Annotated in this window: 19 protein-coding genes and 5 pseudogenes; 12 read left to right on the forward strand and 12 right to left on the reverse strand. The window is 56.8% G+C overall.

Annotated features, from left to right (window positions below; translation table 11 throughout):
• Positions 1–345 precede the first annotated feature (345 nt).
• The 4 genes from NO887_RS14675 to NO887_RS14690 all read right to left on the reverse strand — a co-directional run bounded on the left by NO887_RS14675 (position 346) and on the right by NO887_RS14690 (position 4079).
• Complete coding sequence (locus NO887_RS14675; RefSeq protein ID WP_256418962.1) at positions 346–471, reverse strand: hypothetical protein; 126 nt, start codon at positions 469–471, stop codon at positions 346–348.
• 153 nt (positions 472–624) lie between these two features.
• Complete coding sequence (locus tag NO887_RS14680; protein WP_256418963.1) at positions 625–1791, reverse strand: tyrosine-type recombinase/integrase; 1167 nt, start codon at positions 1789–1791, stop codon at positions 625–627.
• Between the two features lie 432 nt (positions 1792–2223).
• A complete protein-coding gene (locus NO887_RS14685) occupies positions 2224–3111 on the reverse strand; it encodes a plasmid pRiA4b ORF-3 family protein (protein ID WP_256418964.1) in 888 nt (295 codons plus the stop codon).
• Positions 3108–4079: a DUF7983 family protein gene (locus tag NO887_RS14690; RefSeq protein ID WP_256418965.1), complete on the reverse strand. Its 972-nt coding sequence runs from the start codon at positions 4077–4079 to the stop codon at positions 3108–3110. The genes NO887_RS14685 and NO887_RS14690 overlap by 4 nt, the downstream gene beginning before the upstream one ends.
• Positions 4080–4185: 106 nt before the next feature.
• Here NO887_RS14690 and NO887_RS18605 point away from each other — a divergent pair.
• Positions 4186–4541 (forward strand): annotated as a pseudogene (locus tag NO887_RS18605) (hypothetical protein).
• Positions 4542–4556: 15 nt separating this feature from the next.
• Here the strand turns inward: NO887_RS18605 and NO887_RS14705 are convergent.
• From NO887_RS14705 to NO887_RS14725, 5 genes are all read right to left on the reverse strand, one after another.
• Positions 4557–5465, reverse strand: a complete 909-nt coding sequence (locus NO887_RS14705) for a hypothetical protein (protein WP_256418968.1) — start codon at positions 5463–5465, stop codon at positions 4557–4559.
• Between the two features lie 59 nt (positions 5466–5524).
• On the reverse strand, positions 5525–6031 hold the full coding sequence (locus NO887_RS14710) for a PIN domain-containing protein (protein WP_256418969.1): 507 nt from the start codon (positions 6029–6031) through the stop codon (positions 5525–5527).
• On the reverse strand, positions 6028–6396 hold the full coding sequence (locus NO887_RS14715) for a UPF0175 family protein (protein WP_256418970.1): 369 nt from the start codon (positions 6394–6396) through the stop codon (positions 6028–6030). Before NO887_RS14715 ends, NO887_RS14710 begins: the two co-directional genes overlap by 4 nt.
• A 317-nt stretch (positions 6397–6713) precedes the next feature.
• Positions 6714–8006 carry a Cdc6/Cdc18 family protein gene (locus NO887_RS14720; RefSeq protein WP_256418971.1) on the reverse strand — a complete coding sequence of 431 codons (1293 nt, stop codon included), beginning with the start codon at positions 8004–8006 and terminating at the stop codon, positions 6714–6716.
• 1368 nt (positions 8007–9374) lie between these two features.
• The gene (locus tag NO887_RS14725; protein WP_256418972.1) at positions 9375–9749 is read right to left on the reverse strand and encodes a hypothetical protein; all 375 of its coding nucleotides are present in this window, start codon (positions 9747–9749) and stop codon (positions 9375–9377) included.
• Between the two features lie 122 nt (positions 9750–9871).
• On the opposite strand from NO887_RS14725, the gene glmM reads away from it, so the two are divergent.
• The 10 genes from glmM to NO887_RS14775 all read left to right on the forward strand — a co-directional run bounded on the left by glmM (position 9872) and on the right by NO887_RS14775 (position 23620).
• Positions 9872–11194, forward strand: a complete 1323-nt coding sequence (gene glmM, locus NO887_RS14730; RefSeq protein ID WP_256418973.1) for a phosphoglucosamine mutase — start codon at positions 9872–9874, stop codon at positions 11192–11194.
• 75 nt (positions 11195–11269) lie between these two features.
• Positions 11270–12475: a bifunctional sugar-1-phosphate nucleotidylyltransferase/acetyltransferase gene (gene glmU / locus NO887_RS14735; protein WP_256418974.1), complete on the forward strand. Its 1206-nt coding sequence runs from the start codon at positions 11270–11272 to the stop codon at positions 12473–12475.
• Between the two features lie 341 nt (positions 12476–12816).
• A complete protein-coding gene (locus tag NO887_RS14740) occupies positions 12817–14013 on the forward strand; it encodes a sugar phosphate nucleotidyltransferase (RefSeq protein WP_256418975.1) in 1197 nt (398 codons plus the stop codon).
• Positions 14014–14015: 2 nt separating this feature from the next.
• Positions 14016–15821, forward strand: coding sequence for a glutamine--fructose-6-phosphate transaminase (isomerizing) (gene glmS / locus NO887_RS14745; protein WP_256418976.1), 1806 nt, complete (start codon positions 14016–14018; stop codon positions 15819–15821).
• A gap of 365 nt (positions 15822–16186) precedes the next feature.
• Positions 16187–17173, forward strand: a complete 987-nt coding sequence (locus tag NO887_RS14750) for an NAD-dependent epimerase/dehydratase family protein (protein ID WP_256418977.1) — start codon at positions 16187–16189, stop codon at positions 17171–17173.
• 530 nt (positions 17174–17703) lie between these two features.
• Complete coding sequence (locus NO887_RS14755) at positions 17704–19035, forward strand: nucleotide sugar dehydrogenase (protein ID WP_256418978.1); 1332 nt, start codon at positions 17704–17706, stop codon at positions 19033–19035.
• A 2-nt stretch (positions 19036–19037) separates the two neighbouring features.
• On the forward strand, positions 19038–20120 hold the full coding sequence (locus NO887_RS14760) for a glycosyltransferase family 2 protein (protein ID WP_256418979.1): 1083 nt from the start codon (positions 19038–19040) through the stop codon (positions 20118–20120).
• Between the two features lie 3 nt (positions 20121–20123).
• Positions 20124–21242 (forward strand): glycosyltransferase family 4 protein, encoded by a 1119-nt coding sequence (locus NO887_RS14765; protein WP_256418980.1) that lies wholly within the window; start codon positions 20124–20126, stop codon positions 21240–21242.
• Positions 21243–21301: 59 nt separating this feature from the next.
• Complete coding sequence (locus NO887_RS14770) at positions 21302–22456, forward strand: glycosyltransferase family 4 protein (RefSeq protein WP_256418981.1); 1155 nt, start codon at positions 21302–21304, stop codon at positions 22454–22456.
• Between the two features lie 99 nt (positions 22457–22555).
• A complete protein-coding gene (locus NO887_RS14775) occupies positions 22556–23620 on the forward strand; it encodes a glycosyltransferase family 4 protein (protein ID WP_256418982.1) in 1065 nt (354 codons plus the stop codon).
• Positions 23621–24228: 608 nt separating this feature from the next.
• Here NO887_RS14775 and NO887_RS14780 read toward each other — a convergent pair.
• A pseudogene (locus NO887_RS14780) lies at positions 24229–24450 on the reverse strand (ISH3 family transposase); the annotation flags it as partial.
• Between the two features lie 76 nt (positions 24451–24526).
• Between NO887_RS14780 and NO887_RS14785 the strand changes: the two are divergent.
• Positions 24527–25331 (forward strand): annotated as a pseudogene (locus NO887_RS14785) (transposase).
• Between the two features lie 24 nt (positions 25332–25355).
• Here the strand turns inward: NO887_RS14785 and NO887_RS14790 are convergent.
• Positions 25356–25765 (reverse strand): annotated as a pseudogene (locus NO887_RS14790) (ISH3 family transposase); the annotation flags it as partial.
• A gap of 3 nt (positions 25766–25768) precedes the next feature.
• Positions 25769–26862 (reverse strand): annotated as a pseudogene (locus tag NO887_RS14795) (IS630 family transposase).
• Positions 26863–26878 lie beyond the last annotated feature (16 nt).

Here is a 26878-nt window from a genome sequence, read left to right on the forward strand (position 1 = left end):
TTCGCCGTGCTGAATGTCTACAGCATCAGAAGTGTGTTGGTTAACGAGAATTCGAATGGTCTCGTTCAGTGAGTACAACGATGAGAGATAATTATGTAGCAATCTGAGAACCTCAAACCCCTCATTTTGACGATTCTGGGATTGACAAAGAAAAATTGGATTCGTTTGTAAATCTCCGTCGATATACTCATTCAGTCGGTGGTAATTCTGGTCGATAGTCCGCTTCGCTACGGTTAGTCGTCGATTCGCTGCCACATCTATACGGTCTGTTGGCTTAATTTCGCTGTCGGCAATTCGTTGAATCTGAAACGAAAAATCAGAACCGTCTGACGACGACACAGCTGCTTACTCGTCGGTATCGTCGCTGTCGGTGAACCGCACTGCTGAGAGTGCCTCTCTTGCGGTCTCGACGTCTCCACCCGAAGATTCAGCCACTTCTTCTGAAGTGGGTGCGGTTCCAGAGCTCCTCATTACAGACTATGCTTCCCACTCCGTCTATAAAAACACTCCCCTAAATGTCAATGTAGAAATGAATACTACACCGGATGTTAACGTCCTTGTTTCTGAGGGATGTTCTTAGCTGTACCGATGTCTGTGGGGCGTGTTTCTGAGGAGGCGTACTCGTCACTCACCATCTAGGATTTCTTGGGCGCGCTCGCGAACGCGCTCACCGTTGCGATCGCGATAGGACTTGTGTGTTGTCTCGATGCTCTGATGACGGAGCGCCTCCTGAGCGGCCTCCGCGTCGTGGGTGTAGAGTTCGTCGCCGAGACCACGCCGGGCCCCATGCAGCTTCAGATGCTCGCCATCCGAGCCGGACAGCCCCGACGCGTCGGAGTGTTCGCGAAGGATTCGTCGGGCCCCGCCGATGGAGAGCGCTGGCGGCGTGCCGCCGTGCTCGCGGTAGACATCCAACACGGTGTCAGGGGCGAGGCGGTCGTCGTCTTCGTCGACGCCGTCCAGCGCGCGAGCGCCGGCGTAGAGTGACGGAGGGTGTCGCGTCACCCAGACGGGCCAGTCCTCATCTCTGGGGTTCTGACGCCGATAGTGGTCCGCCAGCCGCGTTCTTCCGGCGTCAAGGAGCGGCGCTTCCTCGATTTCTTGAGACTTCCCGAGGACAGACAGCGTCCCTGCGTCGAGGTCAACATCGCGCCACCGAAGACCGTTGCGTCGGTCATTGTCCAGGTCACGGAAGAGTTCGGCGCCGCGGGCCCCAGAGTAGGCGACCGTGGCGATGAGGGCCCGCTCGCGGGCAGCATCCGCCGGTGTGACCCACGCCTGCTCGTCGTCGAGGGCGGCGTCGAAGTACCAGTCCGTCCAGCGGACGATCTGCTTGCGCGTCTCCGGGCTCCAGAACTGCTGGCCGTCGTCGGTCGTGCCGAGTGACTCATCAGGGAGTTCGTCCTCGACGCGATGGCTCTTTGCAGGGTTTTCCGAGATGAGGTCGCGCTTGACGAGGTACTCCAGCCACGCACGCACCCGAGCAAAGTACTGGTGGGCGGTGGCCCCGCTGATGCCGTGTGGTTTTCCCTGTTGCTCGCGGGTCTGAACGCGGCGGTCCAGATGCTGGGCGTAGGCCTCGAGGAGCTGCGGGGAAATCGCCTCGATGTCCTCGACGCCGCGGTCGGCTGCGAGCTCGGCGAAGCGCTCCAGCAGCCGTCTCGAGTCGGTAGCGTAGCGTCCGGAGTCGCCGACCTTCCCCTTTGATTGAGCGAACTGCTGAATCGCTGCCTCGATGGTGGTTCTGTCGGCGTTATCCCTGGGGGTAGCGCCGTCCTGAGTGTCGTCCATCCTGTCGGCTGACCCGACGGCACGGCGGTCTATAATTCTACCGTCGCTTATTCGATTAAGCACAAGTAGAAAATTTGGAGAGGCTAAACCCGCGATATTGGAGTGTAAAGGACTTCTACCCTTGAATCAGACGTTAAACACGGGGTGATAAATTGTATATCGATATATGGAAAATTTGTCGCGTGAGCCACCACGTTTTCGGGATCTCGATTTCTACCAACCACAAGCTCGCTGATACGTTGTTTGTGCGGCGGTACTGTTCGACGAGAAAGCTATGGCTCCACTAGAGAGACAAAATAGTCGATTAAGCGACTAATGTGACGACTTGAAATCTCTCGCCACCGCTCTCGGAAATGCGATGAGATCGACTATGGGAGAATCAGGAGGACGCGCACAAGAATTCGTCCAGATCGACAGAGTGCTAGACGACTACTACAACAGGTGGCCGTACCCTTTGCGTTCGAGTTCGGCTTCCAGTTCGACGTGCATCGCTTCGACAGTCTCCTCGCCGAAGTGCTGTCCCGTCATCGCTCCCGACATTTCCGCGATCTCAGCGTGCCACTCGCGAACTGCGTCCGCAAGCGCGGCGAGAAGTTCTTCTTCGGTCTTGTTTGCGCCGTCGACCTCCTCGACGATCTGCCAGCCTGGCTGGAAATTTTCGAGGACGTATCCTGTCTCCTCGAACTGAATCGCGAACCGCTCACAGACTGCTCCGAACCCGGTTTCGATGCTGAGTAACGGGATGACGTGAACGATATCCTCGTACTCCTCCAGTTCACGGAGGTCCGCAACGGGCACAGCGGTTTCTGGAAGTACAGAATACAGCGGATCAGGCAGAGGAGGGCCGCGCTCATCGGCCCCTGACGGCTCGTACTGGTCGTCGATTGAGTCTCCCTTCTCGTTCACGGCTTCCGGCTCTGTGTCACTCGGTTCCTCGCTGAGAACCTCTTTCAGAATACCATAGAAGCGCCACTCGTCGCCGTAGTCGTAGAGATAGCAGATGCGGTCGTACTGTTCGAGACCGAGCTGACGAGTCATCTCACCGATCGTCACATCGCCTGCGTTCTCGACCCGCTCGGTACGCAACACTGGGTCGCCACCAAGTGATTCCTCATACTCCTGCGGGCACTGGTATTTGACAGTGCTGTCCCAGTAGTCCTCGTCGTCGCCGACAAACCAGAGATGGCTCTGATCGAGCCCGAATGTGGGGTTGATTGCTGATTGGAATTCAGCGATCGTCCTATCCGCCCCGACAACGATATCTCGCCACAACGATGTTGGGTCCGGATCGAATTTGACGCGAAATCGGTAGGCAGTCATCCTTGCATCTCCGTACCCGTGCGGAAGCTCGTGAGGTCGTCGATACGCTGCTCCAGGTCTTCGATCTCGTCTCGAAGTTGTTCAGCTTCGTCGTCCTCGCTGGTGGCGAGACGGTCTTTCAACCCCTGGAGCCGAGATTCTTTCACGTCTTCATCGACCTCTGCCTTACGGACGTACTCGCTTTCCTCGATGTCGTAGACATCCGATTCAGAGAGTGTGGTCACCTCGAGTGCTTCATCGACTTTCGAGCGGTCGACGCTCAGTACACGCTCGCGGTCGATGCCAGCGTTCTCGAGGCGTTCCAGCACCTCTTCGTCGTCTTTGAGCGAGCGATTGCGGCGGCTCGTCCGCTGGACCGAGCCATACTGCCCGGAAACCGGACGGTCGTGATGAAGGCGGGCGAGGAGGACATCAGCTACCTCCTGACGGAACTCGTTGGCATCCCGCTGGACATCCGAGAGCAGCGTATAGAGATTCACCAACGCATCTGTGTCCAACTCAGAGAGATCAGTCACATCGTGACGTTCGAGTGCGTCAATGAGGAGGAGCGCGTCCGAGTAGACATCCAGTCCGTCGGGTTCAATTCGGTCCTCGTCCGTTAGTTCCTGTTCCGCGTCGACTACTTGCGTTGCGGTCGCAACTTCTGATTGGGTGATAACACTAGCATCCTCATCAACCTCGAATCGTGGATGGACACTCCACACCGCAGGATACGGATCGGCATCCGCCGGGAGACGATCAAGGTCAAACCCGTCCGGGGCATCCTGAATCCGTCGATAAAGCGTTTCGAACTGGTCTCGCTGGAGCGGCCGCGTCTCGTCTCTGTCTTCGAAGTGGATGATGACGCGAGCTTCCTGTGCCTCAGTAATACAAAATCGGTGATGGGAGAGCGGCGTGATGAGCGTTGTTCCTTCGGGAAGGTCGTCGAGTTCGTCGAGAAGCGTGTGCCAACTGGCGGTGAAAGACATATACTGTGGTTTTGCCCCATCCCGACTAAATCTTGTTCACAACGCGGCCATCGGCGGCTAGTCTCCGTATAGACTCTCTAATACGTATCTCTTCGGAACTACCGATATGGCTGAGACGTACGCACTCCGCGTTCAGATCGACTCACACGAGTACAACGGCGAGTTCTATCTCGTCGGCGAAGGATACGGAACCCCAGCCGACGTGTTGGACAACATCGCTGGCGACCATCTCTTGCGAATCACGAATGCGCCACGTATCGAAGAGTACCTGTCGATGTGCTGAAGCACGGAGAGAATACAAGTGAAGCCGAGTATGAGGCGACAGACAGCGACGTCGAATGCTGGATTCACGTCGATGTCTCCTACCAGAAGTACGCCTTCGGTGTCGGAGACAGAGTGTTCGAGTTCTCCAGTGAACCGATCAAAAGCGAAATCACGTCGACTGTCACGCAACTCCAGTAGGCTTCTGCCTCTCGTTCAGGGATCGAAGTGGTAGATGTAGGGGTGATCAGCCTTCCCCGTCGGCATAATCTCTTCAAGGAGCTCGCGAACCTCGGATTCGGAGGGAGCACTAGTGATGGTTCGGTCATCGTAAATCGCCACATAGGCCTCGTTGAGTCCTAATTCACGCAGCTCCCGCCCCAAGCTTCGAGCACGGGCCTTTCCCATCTCCTGGTGGTAAATCCGCTCCAGTTTGTCACTTTTCTGCCGCAACTGCTCGATCTCCGACGCGTATCGCTCTCGATTACGCTTGTTCTTCATGTAGAAGCGCAACTCTTCGGCGTCCGTCTTTTCGTCTTCCTCGGGTGCTGGAAGCGAGTCGATTATGCCGAAGCGATGTTTGGCCTCCTCGTACTCGTCGTCGATGTCGGTACTGAGCGACCCTCCGAAGATGATGTTCTTGACTCCGACCCATCCATCGTAGACGATTTCGCCTTCGAACGGCAGCAGAGCGACACTCGAAACCGGGACTGGAAGTGCGGATTCATCCCACAGTTCGGCGAACGGAAGCCGAGCCGGGCGGACTGCGTATGCTTTCGGCGGTTCTGTCCAATCGAGAAAGATCGCATCGTTCGCTCGATAGCGGACGACGACGAACTCTCCGGCGACGAAGTCAGTCCACGCTGCGACCTGTTCGAGGTCAGCCCCCGATAGGTCGGCAGGATTCTGTTCAACGAAGTCCTCTATCAGATCCGTCGTTGACTCGTTATACAGCGTGTTTCGGAGCGGGAGAAGTTCGTCAGTGTAGTGCTGTTCCAGATCTGCGACCGTTTCGATCTCTTCGATGACCTCGAATCGATCGTTGACATACACCAACAGATGGGCATACAGATCCAGAAACCGTTGCTCGCTCTCTTCGGACAGTCGTCTGTCGGCTTCACTCATTGGTAATCGACGTGTTCACGGTCACACTAATCAGGCGTTTCGAACTCCGAGCGAGTTCCTCATCGATACTCCGAGATCGTCCGATACGGCACGTAGTACCCGATCTCGTCGATCCACGTCGACAGCCACTCGTCAGCAGTCGCTTCATCGATCTTCCCAGCGTCGATTGCAGCCAACAGAACCCCGACCGACCCGACAACTGTCACGCCCTGATCTTTCGCAAACGACCGGGCATCCCCGTCGTCGGTCAGTAGGCGACCGTCCGCTGCGTCCGCCAAGGCGAACGCCTGGGCCTCGCCAGGATCGAGATGGCCCCTGACGACTGCTTCTCTATTCGCGACCGTATCCGAAATCGTCGCGACTGGAATCTCGCCGTCGAGTGTATCGAGTGCTGACTGAAGATACGGATGGTCGTCGACGCCGTCTTCGAGTTCCTCGCGAACGACTGGAACCGCACAGATTCCAGAGAGTCCTGCAACGACCCACAGTTGGTCGATATACGCGAAATTCGAGAGGACAGTCGTGTTCAGAACGCTCGGATTCGCTGGAATATCATCACCTGTCATTTCGCGCGTGACTCCCCGTCGTTCGAGTCCTCATCATCGAATTCGAGTTCGCTTGCTGCCTCTACCTCGTCAGCTGCGTCGTCTTCGTCAACGAGTCCGAGACGGAGTTCGACACCGTGCTCACGGAGGATATCCCGCATTGTCCACCGGTCAACATCAGCAAGCCTCGCAGCATCGCCGAGTGTGATCCGCTCGCGTTCGTAGAGGGCGACCGCAGCTGCAATACGTTCGTTCTCGTTGTCCTCGAAGTATTCACGCACGAACTCCCGTAACGCATCACTCTTGCCGCCAAACACACCAGCCTCGACAGCCCCCTCAATGAGGAGGTCAAGATCGTCTGGATATGACCCGGTGATTCGTGCCATCGTTCTATCCCAGTCTACGTCTTCATACTATTTATGAACTGCGCCGGATTGCCACATGCATTGAGAAGGCCGGTCTCAACTTCTGTTGTGCTATGAGGAGGTACCGCCTCAACGACGTGAACCAAACGCAGTTGACCAATCCGACTGGCGAACTCGATTACCTGTAACAGCTGTGAACACGCTTGATACGGGGCTGGTGAGTGCGTATCGACAACCGCATGGAGACTACTTGGACGAGTATCAACGTGGGAACGCTCCTGACATGATTTCACTTCGAAGTTGGGGTGTTCATTTCGAAGTCGGTGGGTCTCAGAATGTCACTGGAGGATGTCTTCGGGCGAAGAGACACTCTCGAGATCCTGAAGTCGTGGGTCTTCAGCGAGTGTAGCTGCGAGCACGATTGCGGGGCGGTGGTTGAGCTCGTGGTCTTTCTTGATCCCGCGTCTGTCGCCGCGGCCTTTTGTTTCACTCATCGTGACGCCCAAAAACTCCAACTCGTCCAGGAGGTCCGAGACACGCTGGTACCCGAGGACGTTTGATTCGACATCCTTCGCGACGGTCTGATAGCGATCGTAAACCTTCGATGTTGAGACGGTGTCGCCTCTTCCGTTAAGCCGCTTTGTCAGCGTATATAGTACGATTTTTGCTTGATCTGGGAGTGTACTGATACTCTTCGATAGGAGATCCGCTTCAACGAGGTCTCTTGCCTCGGTGACGTGGTTTTCGGTGACGGTCTCGTCCATGTTTCGTCGGGCCATCATCCCGGCCTTGTTTAGCAACTCGATCGCTTTTCGGGCGTCACCGTGTTCGTCGGCGGCGAGCTCTGCTGCTGTTCCGATCGTGTTGTCGCCGAGGACGCCTTCCTCGAAGGCATCGCGACGATTCTCGAGGATATCTTCCAGTTGGGTGGCGTTGTAGGCTGAGAACACGAATTCGGACCCACCCATCGAGCTTTTGACGCGCTGGTTAACGTTATTCTTGAATTGGGTGGTTTTGTTGCTGATGAGGATGATAGAGATGTAGGTGTCTATCTCTTCGTTTTCACGGGCGCGGGAGAGGGCGTGAAGCAGCTGGTTGAACTCCTCGAGGAGGTCGATCTCGTCGAGAATAATGATGAGCCCATCGTAGTAGTCGTCGATGATATCCCAGAGCTCCTCGGTGTACGTTTTCCACCCGACTCCGCGTTTGGGTGGTTCTGAGATGCTGGGCTGAGCTTTCAACCCGTATTTCTCGTCTAGTTCGTCGAAAATAGAGAAGAACAGCGTTCGCGAAGCGCGCGTGATGGTGTTGCTTGCGTTACAGTCGACGTATATATTGGTCGCGTGGACGCCGTTTTCTTGGGCACGTTCGACAATTTTTGAGGAGACGTGTCGTGAGACGAGGCTCTTCCCGGTGCCGGTCTTACCGTATATTTGAATATTGTCAGGAACGTCGTTGTAAATAATATCCTCGAGGCTGAGTGCGACATCCGTGATCTCTTCCTGTCGTCCGACGATTCGGTCTTCGTCGGGGACAGTACCGACCGAGACGAGAGACTTGTTCTGGAAGATTCGTGGTGAGTTACCGATCACCTGGTCGACCGAGAATCCGCTTTCGCCTGAGTCGCCCATGGTTCCGGGTTGTGCGTAGGGGCCATAAATCTGCCGCCCCTAATTTGGAGTGAGTTTGTTGATTATATTGGTTCCTAGTCGACTTTTTACGGGGATAGATGAGAGGCAAACACCCCTAGTTTTGAGTGAGAGGCGGTTGAACCCCACCCCTCGTTTGGAGTGAGCATCTCGGGTATCTGATGTAGGGGACCCCTTGTTTGGAGTGAGTCTATTAGAGAATTGATAGAGGGAGGGACCCCTCATTTGGAGTGAGTCTATTAGAGAATTGATAGAGGGAGGGACCCCTCATTTGGAGTGAGTCTATTAGAGAATTGATAGAGGGAGGGACCCCTCATTTGGAGTGAGTCTGCCAAGGGAATCGGTAGCGCAGTGAAGCCGAGAAATTCCAAACGAAGTAATCTATGGGGTGAGTTCGATGTGAACTACCCTGCCCTACTGCGCTCGGGGCTACCCGCCCCTCGCTTGTTGAGGACAGGGCTTCCTGTTTCTGTGTCAGAGCTTGTATCCGACGTGGACACAGCGGCTCGAGACTCCGCAGGCGACTTCCCTTTACGGGTGGTTCGGAGTGTCCCACTCCTACCGGGTGGACACTCAGCCACAACCGACAGTGCGCGCTTCTTGTCGCGCTTGAACACCGTCAGCAGTGTGGTGAGCATCGTACTACACCATTCAACGGCGGGGGTGGTAAATGTGGCGCAGAACGTGCAAACAAACGATGACGGCGCTGTATCCCTACCCTACTGCGTTCCTTGTCCGCTGGCGCGGACTGCGGTACTCGTTGAGGGTGGGGGCTTAGCGCCTGCATACAGCTAATTTTGATTTTCACTTCTCGTCTTGTCGAGGTTGTCTCAAACTGTCTTTTCTACAGAGAGAGCTAGACCAGAAAGGATCTAGAACTTAACCAGCAGTTCGTCTCGAGATATTCTACACTACTACTATACTAACATATTATATAGATAATGGTAAAGGTAATAAGTAAACAGCAAAAATAGAGAATTAAGTGCTATTACTGTCTGTTAGAGCTAACAAGAGGTTAGTGATATCGACTCTTTATATATTTCATGTTGTGGTCTGCCAACCTACCGTGTGTATGGTCCCGGTTGGACCGTCTCTCGTCTTCTGCGAAGCTCACTCCAAACGAGGGGAGCCCGTGTTCGGGCCGTGAAGAGACAGTTGCGAGAGACTGTCTGAAGAGCCGAGATTCCGGGGATTAACAGCGGAAACGTGGGGTGTGCTGTTCCATCCGTGAAACGAGGACCGTTCAGACTGACTGATTCATTACACTCGCGAGCTGCCGGTCGATGTCTTTGACCTCTTGGGTAAGACAGGAGACCAGCTCCATCTGGCTCTCGTTTTCGTCTGCGTCCATCAGATATCAAAGAGTGAATCGACGACGGACCGTCGTACTCGCATAAGCACCCACAGCGAAACAACTAGATTCAGTATCATGAGTCCGATCGTTCCAATTAGAAGTTCTTGTGTCGTGGGACCAACGAGAATCCACAGCGCCGCGAGAGCGAGAAGATCCACAACAAAGAGCGTCGAAACGGTCAGGAATCCTGTTCGAAATATCTGCCACTGATCGTCGAAATCAAGATCCCCGATCAGATGTTCCGTCTCCGACTGGCTTTGTGAGTTCGGCTCTTTGGGTTGCCTCGGGAGCAACCGGAATCGGACAAGCGTGCGGTGGAGCCACAATCCGAGTCTCTTTGTAAGCGGTTTCGATCCCTTATCATCGGCCATGGTTCAAACTCACCGTCCGTATTTATATAATCTGTCTACGAACTTGCGCGCTTTGCCTCTCGTCTGTCTCGGTGGGTTGAGGTATCCAGAACAGTCTTTTGAGCTGATACCAATGACCGCATATGTTCGGTACCAGCGGTGTCCGCGGTCCTGTTGGCGATGTGCTCACGGCCGATCTCGCGCTCGATATCGGCCGCGCACTCGCGACAGATGGCGCGGAGACGGTCGTGATCGGCAGAGATGCTCGCGACAGCGGGCGGATGCTCGTCCAGGCGCTCACGGCCGGGGTCACGGAGTGTGGGACCGACGTGATCGACGTCGGCGTCGAGGCGACGCCCACGGTCGCCCGCGCAGTTATTCGGAAGAACGCTGATGCAGGGGTCGTCGTCACCGCGTCGCACAACCCCGCACCCGACAACGGGATCAAACTCTGGACGGCCGCGGGTCAGGCGTTCGACGAGAAGCGAAACGATCGGATCACGGAGATCGTCGGCGAGGAAGCGTTCACCTTTGCCGCTCACGACGCGATCGGGACGGCAACCCGTGTCGATGACGCGCGAGCGCACCACGAGCGCGCGCTCTGCGAGGCGGTCGCGCTCCCTGACGACCTGTCGGTCGTCGTCGATCTCGGGAACGGCGTCGGGCGCATCACCGCGGACGCACTCTTTGCGGGCGGCTGCGACGTGGAGACGCTCAACGGCCAGCGTGACGGTCGGTTCCCAGGACGGCCGAGTGAGCCGACGGCAGCAAACTGCGAGACGGCGTGTGAGGTCGTCGCCGCCACCGATGCCGATCTCGGGGTCGTCCACGACGGCGACGCTGACCGCATGATGGCGATCGACGAGCAGGGGCGCTTTGTCCCCGGCGATGCGCTGCTCGCGCTGTTCGCCCGCCGCGAGGCGAGCGCTGGTGACCGCGTCGCAGTCCCGGTCGATACGAGTCTCCTCGTCGCGGACGCGCTCGCTGAGGTCGGCGCCGACGTGACCTACACGCCGGTCGGCGACGCCTACGTCGCCGCGCGTACCGAGGAACCGGATGTGGTCTTCGGCGGCGAGCCGAGCGGCGCGTGGATCTGGCCGGCGACGACACGCTGTCCGGACGGCCCGCTCGCGGCGTGTCGGCTGGCCGCACTCGTCGCCGACCACGGATCACTCGCTGAGCTCGTCGATGACCTCCCGACATACCCGATCCGCCGGGACTCGATCCGGACCGACGCGAAGGCGGCGGTCGTTGAACGCGTCGCCGAGTTGGCGACCGACGAGTACGACGATGTCTCGACGCTTGACGGGATCCGCGTCGAGACCGACGCCGGCTGGTTCCTCGTACGGGCGAGCGGCACGGAGCCGCTGATCCGGATCACCGCGGAGGCGCGCGACGAGACCGATGCGGACGCGCTGTTCGAGACGGCGCGCGACCTCGTCGCGCGTGGCCGTGACGCGGTCTGAGCAATCGTCGGAGCACCGAGCCGAACCAACATCCGACCGCAGCCGCTAAATTCCGTCCGTCCGTCAGGTCCAGCCATGTACGGAGTCGTACTCGCAGCCGGCCGCGGCACCCGGATGCGACCGCTGACGGACCAGCGTCCGAAACCACTCCTCCCGGTCGGCGACCGAACGCTTCTGGAGCATGTCCTCGACGCCGCGCGTGATGTCGTCGACGCCTTCGTCGTCGTCACCGGGTACCGGGGCGAACAAATCCGTGAGGCAATCGGCGAGTCGTACCGTGACCACCCGGTCGACTACGTCGAGCAGACGGAGCCGCGGGGGACCGCCCACGCGATCGCGCAGGCCGAACCCGTTGTCGACGAGCGGTTCGTCGTGCTCAACGGCGATGTCCTCGTTGACCCCTCTCTCCCGCGCGCGCTCGCCGACGCGGGCGGTACCGCGGTCGCGGCCACCGAAGTCGCCGACCCGAGTTCGTACGGCGTGATCTCGACTACCTCTGACGGGACGCTCGCGAGGATCGTCGAGAAGCCCGCCGACCCACCCACGTCGCTGGCGAACGTCGGCTGTTACGCGTTCGAGCCGGACATCTTCGAGTACCTCGACCGGACGCCAGAGAGCGAGCGCGGCGAGTACGAGGTCACGACGACACTGGAACTGTTGGTAGACGACGACCGGATAATCTCAGTCGCGCAGTACGACGGCACCTGGCTCGACGTCGGCCGCCCGTGGGAGTTGCTCACGGCGACAGAGACGGCTCTCGACGACCTTGACGGCCAGCGCCTTGCGGGGACAGTCGAGGACGGCGTCCACCTCCACGGGCCGGTCGTCGTCGAGGACGGCGCAACGCTCCGCTCCGGGGTTTCCGTCGAAGGCCCGGTGGTGATCCGCGCGGGAGCCGAGGTCGGCCCAAACGCCTACATCCGCGGGGCGACGGTCGTCGGTCCCGACGCCCACGTGGGCCACGCGGTCGAAGTGAAAAACGCGGTGCTCATGGCTGGGGCCTCGGTCGGTCATCAGTCGTACGTCGGTGATTCGGTGCTCGGACGCCATGTCAACTTCGGCGCTGGGACGAACGTCGCGAACCTGCGGCACGACGGCGAAAACATCCGACTGACGGTGAAAGGCGACCACGTCGACACCGGTAGACGGAAGCTCGGTGTGATCGTCGGCGACGAGGTGAAGACGGGGATCAACACGTCGCTGAACGCCGGCGTCCGGATCGGGGTCGGCGAGCGGACCGGGCCGGGTGAGGTTGTGACGCGCGACCGCGTGTCGGAGTGAGACAGAACGAGCGGACACTCGCCGTTGCCGCGGTAGGAGAGCTGTGATCGAAATCACAAAGTAGCCGTTTCGTGTCGATGTGCGTGAGGGCGTAGCGTCCCAGAGTGGTACCAGCGTGCTCCCGCTGTGTACCTCTGCTCTGACATGAACTCTCTGTGGGGCGGTACGCTCTCTCATCTCCTGCGTAGCAGATAATTTGTTTGTAGAGGCAGGAGCTCCCTGTGTTAACCAACACAACACGGAGGTGACAGTCTAGCGTTGGTTAACACTGGATCGCAACGGCTGATCGGTTTCGACTGCCGTTACAAACTTTCATATGGACTACCAAAAACATGTACGTAATGGCACCACAGACAGCCGTCGTACTGGCCGGCGGCGAAGGCCAACGGCTGCGGCCACTCACTCGGAATCGACCAAAACCGATGTTGCCTGCGGCCAACCGGCCGATAATCGAGTACGTCCTCGATGCGATCATTGAGGCCGGTGTTTCTGACATCCACCTCGTGGTCGGGTACAAGCGACAACGGGTCCAAAGCCACCTCGGCCCGACGTATCGAAACGTCAAGCTCACGTATCACACCCAAGAGAAACAACTCGGGAGCGGGCACGCACTGCTGCAAGCGCGTGATGAGATCGACGAGTCATTCGTCGTGGTCAACGGCGACCAGATCGCCGATCCTGCGCTCATCACCGACGTTTTAGACGCCCACGACTCCCAAGTGGCTGCAGCGACACTCAGCGTCGTCGACAGCGAAAAAGCCGTCCAGTACGGAGTTGTCACAGTTGAGGGAGACCACGTAACACAGCTGCGTGAGCAGCCACGCAACGAACCGACCGGCTTGTTGAACGCCGGGATCTATGCGTTCACTCCATCAATTTTCGAGGTGTTAGACACGCTTCCCCGGCCAAGCGGGACGCTCGCGTTGACAGCGGCTGTCTCACATCTGATCGAAGAGACCGAACAGCCGGTCCGCGGTGTGCGCGGCGACGGCTTCTGGATCGACGCGACGTTCCCGTGGGATCTCCTGGCGGTCGCCCAGCAGGTGTACACCATGGAGTGGATCGACGAACCCACCATCGACCCGCACGTGTGGGTTGCCGAGAGTGCGACCGTCCACCCGTCGGCCACCCTGGAGGGGCCAGTCGTGGTCGGCCCCGACGCCGAAATCGGAGCTGGTGCGGTCGTGGGGCCGGCAGCGACAATCGGTGGGAACGCGACGGTCGGTGCGAATGCCGTGTTGACGAATACACTCATCGATGACGGTTCACGCGTCGGTGCGAATTCGACTGTCGTCGATGCCGTCTTCGGGCAGGATGTGGTCTTCGGGCCAAATAGTGTGATTACAGGTGGTGACCACGATGTCACAATCGACACCCAGGTGTATCCAGATCGCGAGTTGGGCGCGGTCATCGCCGACCGGTCACGACTCGGCGGGGGGACGACGGTGTGTGGCGGGGTGTTGATCGGCTCCGGCGTCCGGGTTCACGATGGCGTCCGGGTTGAGACGAACGTAGCTGACGAGGTCGAACTCCGCTAACAATGTGTGGCATTATCGGGTATATCGGTGCGGGCAACGAGACGCTGAGCGTGTTGATGGGTGGGCTCAATAATCTCGAGTATCGGGGGTATGATTCCGCCGGGATTGCGGTCGGCGGATCGTCGCTGTCGGTGGTCAAGCGATCAGGGGAAATCGAGGCGCTTGAGGCCGCGCTGAATGGGCACTCGATCGCTGGCTCGCTCGGGATTGGGCACACTCGCTGGAGCACGCACGGGCCGCCGACTAACGCGAACGCCCATCCCCACACGAGCGAGAGCGGTGCGGTGGCAGTTGTTCACAACGGGATCATCGAGAACTACGAGGCGCTCAAACAGGAGCTCCAAGCCGAGGGGGTCACCTTCCAGAGTGACACCGATACTGAGGTTGTTCCGCACCTGATCGAACGCGAACGGACCCGGGGTGCCGATCCGGAGACCGCCTTCCGGCGTGCGGTCGCCCAGCTGGAGGGGAGTTACGCGCTGGCGGCCGTGATCGCGGGGACGGACGCGGTGTTTGCGGTCCGCAACGACTCGCCGCTCGTGCTCGGGATCGGGCAGGACGGCTACTTCCTCGGGAGTGACGTTCCGGCGTTTCTCGAATACACCGATCAGGTGGTCTATCTCGACGACGGTGAGATGGTCACTCTAACGCAGTCACAGTATTCCGTGACGGATCTCGATGGAACACCAGTCGACACGACCGTCGAGACGGTCGATTGGGACATCGAGGACACGGGCAAGAGTGGGTACGAGCACTACATGCTCAAAGAGATCCACGAACAGCCAACTGCGCTCCGGCAGACGCTGTCTGGTCGGGTGAATGAACAAGCGGGCACTGTTGAACTCGAGGATCTGGATGGACTTGCGGGTCGAGAGCCGGCCGGTGTCCAGTTGGTAGCGTGTGGTACATCATATCACGCGGCGCTGTATGGCGCCCGGATGCTCCGCGAACAGGGGATTCCAGCGACGGCGACAATCGCGAGTGAATACGCGCTCGAACGGCCACCCGTGGCTGACCAGCTCGTCGTCGGGGTGACCCAGAGCGGGGAGACCGCAGACACGCTGAGTGCGTTACGGACAGCAGCCCAGCGGGGCGCCGAAACGGTCGCGGTGACGAATGTGGTTGGATCCACTGCAGCCCGCGAGTGTGACCACGCGCTGTACATTCGGGCTGGGCCCGAAATTGGGGTGGCGGCGACGAAGACGTTCTCCTCACAGCTCGTGACATTGCGCTTGTTAACGGAGCATCTGACGAACGGTACCACCGATGGGATCCACGATCGGTTGGCCACGCTCCGGGCCCTACCGGGCGCACTCCAGGAGGTGCTCGATGAGACGCAGGCACCGGCGGTGGCTGAAGAGTACGTCGGGGCTGACGGCTACTTCTTCATCGGCCGTGGCTACAACTATCCGGTGTCGTTAGAGGGGGCGCTCAAATTCAAGGAGATCACGTATGAACACGCCGAGGGATTCCCAGCTGGAGAGCTCAAACATGGAACCTTAGCGCTGGTCACGAATGAGACACCCGTGATCGCGACCGTCACTGGAAATGATGAGGCAGCCAGAAAGACGGTCGGGAATGTCAAGGAGGTCGAAGCACGCGATGCGCCAGTTATTGCTGTTACGGACGGGCAGACTGATGTTGCTCGATACGCCGATCATGTGCTGGAGATTCCCGACAGTCATCCGACGACAGCACCAATTCTCGCCAATACACAGCTCCAGCTGTTTGCATATCATATGGCGAATGAGCTGGGACGTGCGATCGACAAGCCGCGGAACTTAGCGAAGAGCGTGACTGTGGAGTAGCCTGTTCAAGTCTGGGACGGTGACGCCAAACGGCAGAGTCACTGCCCATCTTGACGGGGTCGTGGACGAGCTCTGCCCTCCACGAGCACCCTGTCAGGGTGAGAGATGTAGATGGATAGCTGCTGCAGTTTGAAAGCGATACGAGCGCAGAGCTGGCTTCCTATGAGCCAGCTATTTTTTGAGGAGAATATATCGTCCGAAAACGGTAGCTCTGCTCGCTACACGTCATTAGCGTGGGATCGTCGTCTATCTGTAGCGTCTTAGTAGAGTGAGATGATAGAGGCGTCAACGATGAATCTAACGACTATACTCGGTGAGTGTAGAGAAATAGCAATTCCTTTGTAACCATTTCAAGTTATAACTGTATGGACATTCTGGTAACGGGCGGTGCCGGCTTTATCGGCGGCCACCTCGCCGTAACCTTCGCAGCCGAAGGCTATGATGTCACAGTTCTTGACAACTACGAACCCTACTACGACCTCGGTATCAAGGACCACAACGTCGAGACGGCCCGCGACGCCGCGAAAAACTCGCATGGCTCCTACGAATTCGTCGACGGCTCCGTAACGAACGAGGACCTCGTCGACGACCTCACTGAAGATGCTGACATCATCTATCACCAAGCCGCTCAGGCGGGCGTCCGCAAGAGCGTCGAAGAACCGGTCAAAGTCAACGACTACAATGTCACAGGCACGGTGAACATCCTCGACGCAGCGCGCCGAAACGATGTCGACCGCGTCGTCTACGCCTCCTCCTCGAGCGTCTACGGAAAACCCGAGTACCTCCCGTACGACGAAGACCACCCGAATGAGCCCGTTTCCCCATACGGAGTCTCGAAACTCACCGGCGAGCACTACGCGCGCGTCTACAACGAAGTCTACGGTCTCTCCACGGTCTCTCTCCGATACTTTACCGTTTACGGCCCGCGAATGCGCCCGAACATGGCCATCTCTAACTTCGTCTCTCGCTGTATGCGAGGGGAACCTCCAGTCATCTACGGCGACGGCGAACAGACACGTGACTTCACGTACGTCGACGACATCATCGACGCCAATCGAACGCTGCTCACCGAGGACAACGCCGACGGTGTGGTCATGAACATCGGTTCGACGGACAACGTCGACATTCTCACGCTCGCGAAAGTCGTTCGTGACGAGATCGATCCGAGCCTCGACATCGAGTTCACGGATGCACGTGAGGCCGACGCCGAACACACACACGCCGACGTTTCGAAAGCGGGAGAACTGATCGACTACGAACCGAGTCGCGACATCCGTGAAGGCGTCAGCGAGTTCATCGACTGGTACCGTGACAATCGCGACTGGTACGAACCACTGGTCGTCAACTCCTAGATTCGTCCTTCCGACTCCACGAGTTCGGAAGCCTGCTTGACGTCTGCGGGGCGATTGACGTTTACTCGCTCATCGACCTACCCCGATTATCGTCGGCAGGCGATGTAGGAGGCGATGCGCCTTCGAGATAGTGTTTGTCGGGAGCTGTATCTGTGGGTGGACGTGAGCGAGTCGGGATCGTGATGCCGGGATCTGGGACGGTAGGCATCGCTAACTTCGTGGGTGTGAATGGGTCGGGAATCGTCGGGAGTCGTCGGTATTGAACCCTGTTCCGGATTAATTCACTCGTTATCAGCGATAACGATTGATGGCACGATTCTTGTTCTGTTAGGGACACATTTATGGGGGGGGGGAGGTCACATCTAGATACAGAACATGACGCGGGGCCGCGATGCAGCGTCAGCAACCATAGGGGTCAGCATGGCTTTCGGCTATCGGTCGAGAGGGCTGCTGTCACTAGTTCTGAATAACGGCGATGATCGCTGCTCGGACCGGACGGGAAGGGGTACGGGTACGCCTACCAACAACTAATGACGAGCACTTTCGAATCAGCACCGGACGTCGACTTCGTCGAAGGAGAGTTCGGTCCGATCACGGTGGTCGGCCTCGGCTACGTCGGGCTTCCACTCGCCGTCGCGTTCGACGTCGCGGACCAGCAGGTTCACGGCTTCGACGTCGACGAGAAACACATTGAGACCCTGAAGAACGGCGTGGACCCGACGGGGGACCTTGGCGACCGGGCCATCGAATCGAGCGAGATCGCGTTCACGAGCGATCCGGCATGTATCCGGGACAGCGAATTCGTCATCGTCGCCGTCCCGACGCCGGTCGATGACCTCGAGAACCCGAACCTGACCTACGTCGAGGCCGCCGGGAACACCATCGGCGAGCACCTCCAGATCGGCGCGACAGTCGTCCTCGAGTCGACGGTCTACCCCGGTGCGACCCGGGAGATCCTCGCGCAGGCGATCGAGGAGACCTCCGGACTGACGGTCGGTGAGGAGTTCTCCGTAGGCTACTCACCCGAGCGGATGGTCCCTGGCGACGACGAGCATGGGCTCCGGGACGTCGTCAAGATCGTCAGCGGGCAGGACGAGGAGACGCTCCAGCGGGTCGCCGCACTCTACGAGACGATCGTCGACGCGGGCGTTCACCGTGCGCCCAAGATCGCGGTCGCGGAGGCCGCGAAGTGTATCGAGAACATCCAGCGGGACCTCAACATCGCGCTGGTGAACGAGCTCGCGATCGCGTGTGACAACCTCGGACTCGACACGCACGAGGTGCTCGACGCTGCCGGGACGAAGTGGAACTTCCACGATTACAAGCCCGGGCTCGTCGGCGGGCACTGCATCCCGGTGGATCCATTTTTTATGATCTACGAGGCCGAGCGCAACGGCTTCAGCCCAAAGCTCATCGAGACGGGCCGGGAGGTCAACGAGTACATGCCCGAGCACGTCGCGGAGATGACGCTGCGCGGGCTCAACGACTGCGGGAAGGTCCTTCGGGACAGCACGGTGCTTGTCCTCGGGCTGTCGTACAAGCCCGGCGTCGGAGACATCCGCTCCTCGGTCGTGGGCTCGACGATCGAGAAGCTCCAGTCCTACGGCGTCGACGTGGCGGGGTACGACCCCTACGCCGAGGACGACGCCATGCGCGAGGAGTTCGGGATCGAGATTCAGTCGGAGCTGTCCTTCCAGGACGTCGACGGCGTCCTGCTCGCGACGCCACATGATTCCTTCCTCGAGATCGACTACACCGAGGCAGCCCACCGCATGGCTGACGATCCACTAGTCGTCGACGTCATGGGCGAACTCAACGGGCGTCTGGCCGATTACGAGGCAATCACCTACGAGCGAGTCTGACAATGTACAGAGACCACACCATCGGCGTCGTCGTACCAGCGTACAACGAGGAGGGGCTGATCGGGAACGTGATCCGGACGATGCCGGGATTCGTCGACAGGATCTACGTCGTTGACGACTGCTCGACCGACGGGACATTGGAGGAGGTGCTTACCAGCGTGAAAGAGGACCAGCGCGAGATACCAATGCTGGACTCGGTGGTTCCCTCCCCAGCGGACTCCCAAGAGACGCAGGAAGTCACGGCCGACGGCGGTGGCATGCTCGCCCAGCGGGCGAAGGTCCACGACCCGATCGGGCGCGTGATCCCGATCGAGCACCGCGAGAACCTCGGTGCCGGCGGTTCGATCAAGACCGGCTACCTCGCCTCGCTGCAGGACGAGACGGACGTCACCGTCACGATGGACGGCGACGGGCAGATGGATCCCGACCACATGCCCAAGCTCCTCGATCCCATCGTCGACGACGACGCCGACTACGCGAAGGCCAACCGGCTGCTATACAGGGAGTACCGCCAGGAAATGCCGAAGTTCCGCTTCATCGGGAACTCCATTCTCACGTTCCTGACAAAGATCTCGAGTGGGTACTGGAAGACGATGGATCCCCAGAACGGATACACGGCGATCTCGCACTACGCCCTGGACAACGTCGGCGTCGAGGCAATGTACGAGTACTACGGCTACTGCAACGACCTGCTCGTAAAGTTGAACACGAAGGGGATGCGCGTTGCCGACGTCGCCGTTCCGGCCAAGTACGGCGAGGAGGAGTCGTCGATCAGCTATCCGACGTACATCCGCAAGGTGTCGGGCATGTTGCTACGGAACTTCCTGTGGCGGCTCAAGACGAAGTATCTCGTGTTGGACTTCCACCCACTGGCGCAGTTCTACATCTTCGGTGCGGTGATGGCGCTGTTCGGGGTGCTCGGTGGCGGGTGGTCGGTGTATCAGAAGGTCGTCGTGGGGAATCCGCTGTTCGTCAGAGCGTCGACGAGCCTGCTCGTGTTCTCGATCGGGAGCATGTTCCTGATGTTCGCGATGTTGTTCGACATGCAGGTGAACGAGAATAAGGAAATCCAGGTGCGGGATTAATCTATGTCGGACCGCCCTTTGAAAATTCTGCGTGTTGCGAGTAGTATCTATCCAGAAGTTGTCGGTGGGGTGGGGCTTCACACTCATCATATGTCTAGGCTTCAGGCCGAACAAGGTCATGAGGTGACGGTTTTGACGACTAACAATGGCGACCGTTCTTTACCCCGCAGAGAATCCCGCAATGGATATACACTCATCCGTCATCGAGAATTGTTCCGCCCTCTGGACAATAGCATTGTTCCAGGGATAGCGAGGACTCTTCGTCGGAAGATTGTTAACTTCGATATCATTCACCTCCATTCCCACTTGTACTTCACGAGTAATATCGGAGCGCTGCTGAGCAAATGGGCGGATAAGCCAGTTGTTGTCACGAACCACGGCTTGGTATCTCAGACGGCCCCGGGTTGGATACAGTCGATATTCAATTCTACTCTGGGAAAATTCACGTTTGAGGCCGCTGACGTCGTACTTTGCTACACTGACACTGACCGAAAGCGGCTAGAGAAGAAAAATATTGGGACTGACCTTGAAGTCATTCACAACGGGATTGACTGCACACGGTTTACTCCTAACAATGGAACATCTAAGAAACAGATCCTTTTCGTTGGGCGATTGAAACCCGGAAAGGGTGTCGACGATCTTGTCCAGTCTTTTGGAGAATTATCTGAGGACTATCCAGGCTGGGAGTTACATATAGTTGGAGATGGGCCATTGCTGCCAGACTTAAAAGAAGAAGCGGAACAACTCGGCGTGAGTTCCTCCGTCACGTTCCACGGGGAGGTTCCAAATGAGCGGTTGCCACATCTATATCAAACTGCATCAATTTTTACTTTGCCTAGTTATAGTGAGGGGCTACCGAGAACAGTACTAGAGGCCATGGCCTGCGGAACACCGGTCGTGACATCTGAACTGGAGCAGCTGCAGGCACTAGTAAAAGATGCTGGATTAACTGCACCTGCGGGCGAACCTCAGAAATTAGCTTCTGCTCTCGCAAACCTTGTTGAGAATCCTAGAATGCGTAGAGAATTTGGTTCAATTGGCCGGGAGAGAGTTGAAGAAAATTATTCGTGGGAGGATACCGTTCGCCAAACAACAGAGGTATATAAGGAGCTTCTTGCTTAAGAATACTCGGAAAATATATGAACAGAATTACATCATCCTCCGTCTGCCCTATCACACAAATGGATAATCCGAAAGGGAGCGTACTGATTCGGTCTAAGGTAACTCCTTATATCGAAGATATTCGCGGTGGAGCGGGGGCGCTGATGATGAATCTGGGTAGAGCTTTGGCTATATCTGGATGGGATGTCCATTATCTTTCCCCTCAACCGGCCGGTGATGTTCACTCTCAACCAAATCATCAGAGAATTCAATTCCACGAGTTCTCTTATACCAATCCGACTGGAACTATTGGCCGGCTAATTGGATCAGTGCGAGGGAGGGGCCGGTTTCTTTCTATCGTCGAACAGCACAATGTTGACGTCATTGTAGACGATGTATCGCCGATTCCGTTCTACCCAGCTCATATTTACTCATCACATGAAGCCAACACCTCGCTGTTCCTCCATACCGCTCCTTTCAGTGATGCTCGTGGCACGAGTGGGTGGCTAAAGGGGTCTTTTATAGATCTACTCAATCGTAGTCTCGATTATCTTGGCGACGTGGAGATCATATGCGCAGGTGCAAGTACTGAGGAGCGTGTTCAGAAGCACCTCAATCCCTTAGAGACCCACGTTCTGAATCCGTGTGTCGGCATATCAAACTATTCTTATAAATTCAATGTCAATTCGAAACAACTTCTCTATCTCGGCAGGATCTCCAAGCGGAAGAATGTCGAATGTCTCGTTCGAGCATGGCAGAGAATGGAACAACAATTTCCGGAATATGATCTGGTAATTGCGGGCGACGGACCGCTCAAGAATGAGGTGGTTGCTCTTTCGAACGAGTTGAATCTTCAGAATGTCTCGTTCCCGGGGTTCGTCTCCGACTCGGAAAAACACCGATTATTTAGGGAGTCGCTCCTTACGATCATACCATCTTATAGAGAGGGGTATGTCACAACTGGCATTGAATCGCTAGCCGCAGGCACGCCGGTTGTTGGTTCGGACACGAGAGGTATTAACGACTATATTGTTGATGGGGAGAATGGGTTTCTTTTCGAAACTGATGATCCGGTTGATTTGGCACAAACCATTGAGGATGCTTTGACAGAGTCGGAACGGCTCAAACCGATGGCCCAACGTGGGCGGGAAGTATCTGAGTCCCACTCATTTGAGCAGTTCAAGCGCCGTGCGGACAATGTGATTCACAAAATAAATGAGAGTTCATCAAGTTGAATGTGGATGCGTGAGATTTAAGGTGATCGTTGATTTAGCTAATCCTATCAAAGCAGATCGTTTTGATTCTCTCTTTGAATTTCGACTCTTTATGTCTTCATGGTCATGAAACGAATAGCATTTTTTCTTGGAGGGCACATTGCGCCGAATGTTGTCAGAGATGTTACCAACATGGGATCGATGTTAAGCGAGGAATTCGTTTTAGACCTAATTGCAACTGACGATCCTCAAGTAAATGATGGATTCCCCCATTTTTCAAAATTCACCTTCACGGGCACATCGAGGCGTTCCGAAATCTTTGGCCTAAACGAATATCTTTCCAACAATAACCCCGACGCTCTAGTCCAAATGAGTCAACCGACACAACACGGTTGGCTAACAACGTTACTAGGAAAGAGGGCTGGTTGTTCAACTGTTTATAGATACGGCACAGATGCTTTTGAAGCATTTAGGGTTGCTAACGGAATTCAAAAGGTCAAATTCTTTTTGTTTCACAATATGATTAGCAGTTGGCTGCCAAGAATCGCTGATAAGTCGATTGTGCTCGGACCGGCGGGGAAGGAGCAGCTTCTTAGACGAGGCGTTGATGAGTCCGATATTGGTATATTACCTCCAACAATTGCCACATATAGAATCAACCCTGATACTAAGACACCGCCCGGGATTGCCGCTACCTTCGAGACAATTCAACAGGAGAATATAGTCTTGTTCGTTGGACGATTAAATCGTGTCAAGGGATTCTCCTTGCTGATGGAATCTATCCCCCAAATCCTCCAAAAACGAGATGACGTGCATTTCGTCATTGCAGGAAGCGGGGAACAACCCGATCTAGAGGACGACTTGGTGGACCATGTGACATTCACCGGTTTTGTTGATCCAGATCATATCGGTCATCTCTATGATGGAGCAGATGTGTTTGTGCTCCCATCCCTCCGGGAAGGTCTGCCCCGTGTCCTGCTTGAAGCCCAATGTGCTGGTCTCGTCACTATCGCAAAGGACGTCGGCGAAGTTCGATCTGCCACTGAGAATGTGTTCGAATCTCGTAGTGAGTTTATCGAGATGATGTGTAAGTTTGAGGATCTCCCAGCCTCTTCCGGTGAGCAATTCTCTCGCCAGAATCTACAATCCGATCATATTGAATTCTTCTCCGATCTGGGGGAGTAAACGATTATTAGGAGTTTCTGAAACCGAATATTTCGTTGCTTTCTTATCCGGTACGAATCTGTTTCCATTTACGACGACCGTGTTTAGACGCTCGAAATTGCGGGTTTCAGGGCCTCAATCGCAACCAGCACGAATAGCCAGAAAGCCCTCGGCCTTTCAGTCCGCCAGGGATCCAGATTTGTAGACCCGCTACGCAGGGAATACACTTGGTGGATCGAAAGGGCGAACCCACTTCGCGCGTCGCTGCCTCACCCCTATCCGAACGAGCGGGAGGAACGCAATGACGACACGTGAGTGGGTGAGGGCTTTCTGCCGCTTCTCGGTAGAAGCCGGAACGTGTGGAAATCAGGCGTCTAAACAAGCCCATTAGGACCCACGTGGCAGCCAAAGTTTTCTAGCCGGTCCTTCAAGCATATTAGATAAGTTCAGTACCTCACAAAGCATCCCCGACGAACTGTTTCTGAAGCCTGAGTTCTGCATTGGAGCAGTTGACCTGACGATTCTAACGAGGGGATCATGGAGAATCAGCGGGAGCTGTCGCTGTCGGCGGCTGATCGCCGCCGACGCGACAGCGCTACCACTCTCGAAGAGGCGTGCTCGGTCAGTGATTACCGGTAGAACCGATCGTCTGGTGGGCGATTTGCGGGGACGGCCCGACGCACCACGAGGGCCGTCCACGCTGCCCGACACAGCATGTTGATGAACTCCGTGAATGACCACGACCAGAGGCGACGCCCGCCACGGCGGGGCGTCGCCACGTACTCCCAATGGAGATATCGCCAGACATTCTGCATGAGTAGGCTTATCACAACGTACAACAGCCGTACGATCTGCTCTGTTGAAGAGCGATCTTATCAGCCGATATCACCGGTTTAGAAGGGTGAAGCCGAGGAAATCGAACCTGCCATGGAAATCGACATCCTCGACTTCATTGAGCAGTGTCGTCACCTAGCTAAACAAGCGGTTGGGGAAGCACGCGGGCGAGCCCGCCAGCGGCGGGTTCGCCCGCTGGGTCCACGTTGTTCTTCACTGTTTCCGGGTCGAAGAGACCCACAGCTACCGTGAAACGCCGAATCGGCTGAAGTACATGGACGAAGTTCGTGACGCTCTCGGCCTAGATCGGGACGATCTCCCCGATCACACGACGATCTACAAGTCGTTTGATCGGCTGAAAATGTGGGTGTGGCGGGCGCTGCTGCGCGTTTCCGCGCAGCAGCACCCACAGTCCGGTCACGCTGCGCTCGACAGCACGTTTTTCGACCGGCGACGTGCGTCATCGTACTTCCGCCAGCGGGCGGGACGGATAATACAGACGCTGAAAGTGACGACATTGACCGATGTGGAATCGCTTGCTGTTCTCGACGTTCACATCGCAGCACGGTGGAAGCACGATACGAAGATCGGACCGCAGGTCGTCCGCGTTCCGGCGGACGACCTGCGGTCCGTCGCCGCCGATAATGGCTTCCAAGACTGGCATACCGAGTACGAAATCGCCGCACATGACGTTGAGTACCTCGTTCATTACCGCGGTTCATCAGCGAAAGCAGCCGCGAACAACGCGCTCAATCGAGCAAATGGCTACACTCAGCGATGGATGGCCGAAACATCCTACTCGACAACAAAGCGCTCGCTCGGCTGGTATCGGCAGTTCCGTGAAATTGTCCTGATGTTCGCCATCAGCAACATAGAACCGCTGTGTGAACCGCTGTAACCGTGACTCAGCATCTATTCAACACAGCAGTACGATCGGATTTTGTGTCGTGGTCGTCGCAATGCTTTGTTCGGAGAGCCGGTAGCTGGCCTCGATACCGAAGCGTTTCGCGTAGTGTATCGCGCATCTCGTGGTGTCTCGATGAACGGCGCGTCAGCGGCATAGCCGTGACGCGCCACCCCGTGTTCGTCGTATCGTCCATTTTTGTAGGTACAGTCGATGTAGACGGGAAACTCGATGGTCCAGCTGTGACCGTCGAGTTTCCCTGTCAGATCGTGTTGAATGACCCGACTCCAGCCTTCCGAGAGTTCCTGCTTGATCGTCTTTCCCCACCGGACGATCGGCATCACGTACGCGTAGTTCTGAGCGTGAAGGAGCGTGAGACACTTGCTATCGTAGAATTCCCGATCAAGATAGACGGCCTTGACGCTTAATGATCAAGATAACATTTGAAAGTCAAGGAACTGTTCGCACCACTTCTTTGCGAAGCTGACGCGTTTCGTTATTTTCTCGAAAGTGTCCTGAACGAGGTCTTTGAATTCCGCTTCGTTCTCAACGACGATTGGTGCCATCGTCCATTTGAGATACTTCCAGACTTGCTCGATTGGATTCAGGTGTGGTGAGCCTGATGGAATGAAAATCAGGTCGATCCCGAGCTGATGCGCGCGCTTGCGCGTGTATTCACATCTATGTGAACCGTGCTTGTCCAAGCGAGCAGAATCCCGGCAAGCGGATTCTGCTCGCGGATCTTCTCTAATACCCCGCAAATTTGCTCTTTCTCTTCGTTTTCAGTGAACGTTACCAGACTCTCACCGTTGAGGGCATAGAATCCGACCGCAGAATCGTGTGTCTTGACTAACTCCCGTTCAATGTGGGGATCGTCAACGTACCAAACACGCCGCGAATTATCGTACGGCTGTGGCTTCGATGCATCAAAAAACCCGACGACGGTACCGCCATCAGTACAGATATTGTCCTCAACAATCCACCCTTCTTCGTCTTCTCGCTCACGTTTGTTGTGTGGCTGGTCGTCCTCGTCGAGCGCGTCGTCGACGCGCTCTTCGAGGATTTCATCAGGATTCTCTGGTCGGTGTGGCCGCTTTGGTCGTGGTTTCGCGTACGAGAGACCGAGTTCCCGAAGGAAGGTACCGAGATAATTTGGGCTGTAGGAAACGCCAAATTCCTCTTGGAGAAGATGCTGAATCTCCTGTGATTTCCACGGTTGGCCGTCACGAAGCATCTCCACCAACTCGTCTTGCTCATCCTCGTCGAGTTTCGGGGGCCGGCCGCCCCCGAAACTCGGCATCAGTCCTTCTAAGCCATCCTCGTTCCAGGCATCCGCCCAGCGACCACCGGTGGCGGCCGACCGACCTTCTCGGTCGGCGGCCTCTGGAATTGAGTCGCCCTGGTAGAGATTTTTCAAAAACCCAAGCCGGCGAAGGTGGTGATCATCTTTGGCCTCACGTAGCAGCTCATTGATTTCTTCCTCAGTCAAGTGACGCTCAATCTCTTTTCGACGTGAGCGTTCTATTACTCTTCTATCAAGC

Source organism: Halorubrum laminariae (assembly GCF_024494655.1).
Classification (GTDB): domain Archaea; phylum Halobacteriota; class Halobacteria; order Halobacteriales; family Haloferacaceae; genus Halorubrum; species Halorubrum laminariae.

What these genes read in the sequence shown, in the direction of transcription:
- NO887_RS14710 (WP_256418969.1), bottom strand. Translation starts at nt 6,031, where the DNA reads ATGACAGGTGATGATATTCCAGCGAATCCGAGCGTTCTGAACACGACT.
- NO887_RS14770 (WP_256418981.1), top strand. Translation starts at nt 21,302, where the DNA reads ATGGATAATCCGAAAGGGAGCGTACTGATTCGGTCTAAGGTAACTCCT.
- NO887_RS14720 (WP_256418971.1), bottom strand. Translation starts at nt 8,006, where the DNA reads ATGGGCGACTCAGGCGAAAGCGGATTCTCGGTCGACCAGGTGATCGGT.
- NO887_RS14765 (WP_256418980.1), top strand. Translation starts at nt 20,124, where the DNA reads ATGTCGGACCGCCCTTTGAAAATTCTGCGTGTTGCGAGTAGTATCTAT.
- NO887_RS14685 (WP_256418964.1), bottom strand. Translation starts at nt 3,111, where the DNA reads ATGACTGCCTACCGATTTCGCGTCAAATTCGATCCGGACCCAACATCG.
- glmS (WP_256418976.1), top strand. Translation starts at nt 14,016, where the DNA reads ATGTGTGGCATTATCGGGTATATCGGTGCGGGCAACGAGACGCTGAGC.
- NO887_RS14690 (WP_256418965.1), bottom strand. Translation starts at nt 4,079, where the DNA reads ATGTCTTTCACCGCCAGTTGGCACACGCTTCTCGACGAACTCGACGAC.
- NO887_RS14755 (WP_256418978.1), top strand. Translation starts at nt 17,704, where the DNA reads ATGACGAGCACTTTCGAATCAGCACCGGACGTCGACTTCGTCGAAGGA.
- glmU (WP_256418974.1), top strand. Translation starts at nt 11,270, where the DNA reads ATGTACGGAGTCGTACTCGCAGCCGGCCGCGGCACCCGGATGCGACCG.
- NO887_RS14725 (WP_256418972.1), bottom strand. Translation starts at nt 9,749, where the DNA reads ATGGCCGATGATAAGGGATCGAAACCGCTTACAAAGAGACTCGGATTG.
- NO887_RS14715 (WP_256418970.1), bottom strand. Translation starts at nt 6,396, where the DNA reads ATGGCACGAATCACCGGGTCATATCCAGACGATCTTGACCTCCTCATT.
- glmM (WP_256418973.1), top strand. Translation starts at nt 9,872, where the DNA reads ATGTTCGGTACCAGCGGTGTCCGCGGTCCTGTTGGCGATGTGCTCACG.
- NO887_RS14680 (WP_256418963.1), bottom strand. Translation starts at nt 1,791, where the DNA reads ATGGACGACACTCAGGACGGCGCTACCCCCAGGGATAACGCCGACAGA.
- NO887_RS14760 (WP_256418979.1), top strand. Translation starts at nt 19,038, where the DNA reads ATGTACAGAGACCACACCATCGGCGTCGTCGTACCAGCGTACAACGAG.
- NO887_RS14675 (WP_256418962.1), bottom strand. Translation starts at nt 471, where the DNA reads ATGAGGAGCTCTGGAACCGCACCCACTTCAGAAGAAGTGGCTGAATCT.
- NO887_RS14775 (WP_256418982.1), top strand. Translation starts at nt 22,556, where the DNA reads ATGGTCATGAAACGAATAGCATTTTTTCTTGGAGGGCACATTGCGCCG.
- NO887_RS14705 (WP_256418968.1), bottom strand. Translation starts at nt 5,465, where the DNA reads ATGAGTGAAGCCGACAGACGACTGTCCGAAGAGAGCGAGCAACGGTTT.
- NO887_RS14750 (WP_256418977.1), top strand. Translation starts at nt 16,187, where the DNA reads ATGGACATTCTGGTAACGGGCGGTGCCGGCTTTATCGGCGGCCACCTC.
- NO887_RS14740 (WP_256418975.1), top strand. Translation starts at nt 12,817, where the DNA reads ATGGCACCACAGACAGCCGTCGTACTGGCCGGCGGCGAAGGCCAACGG.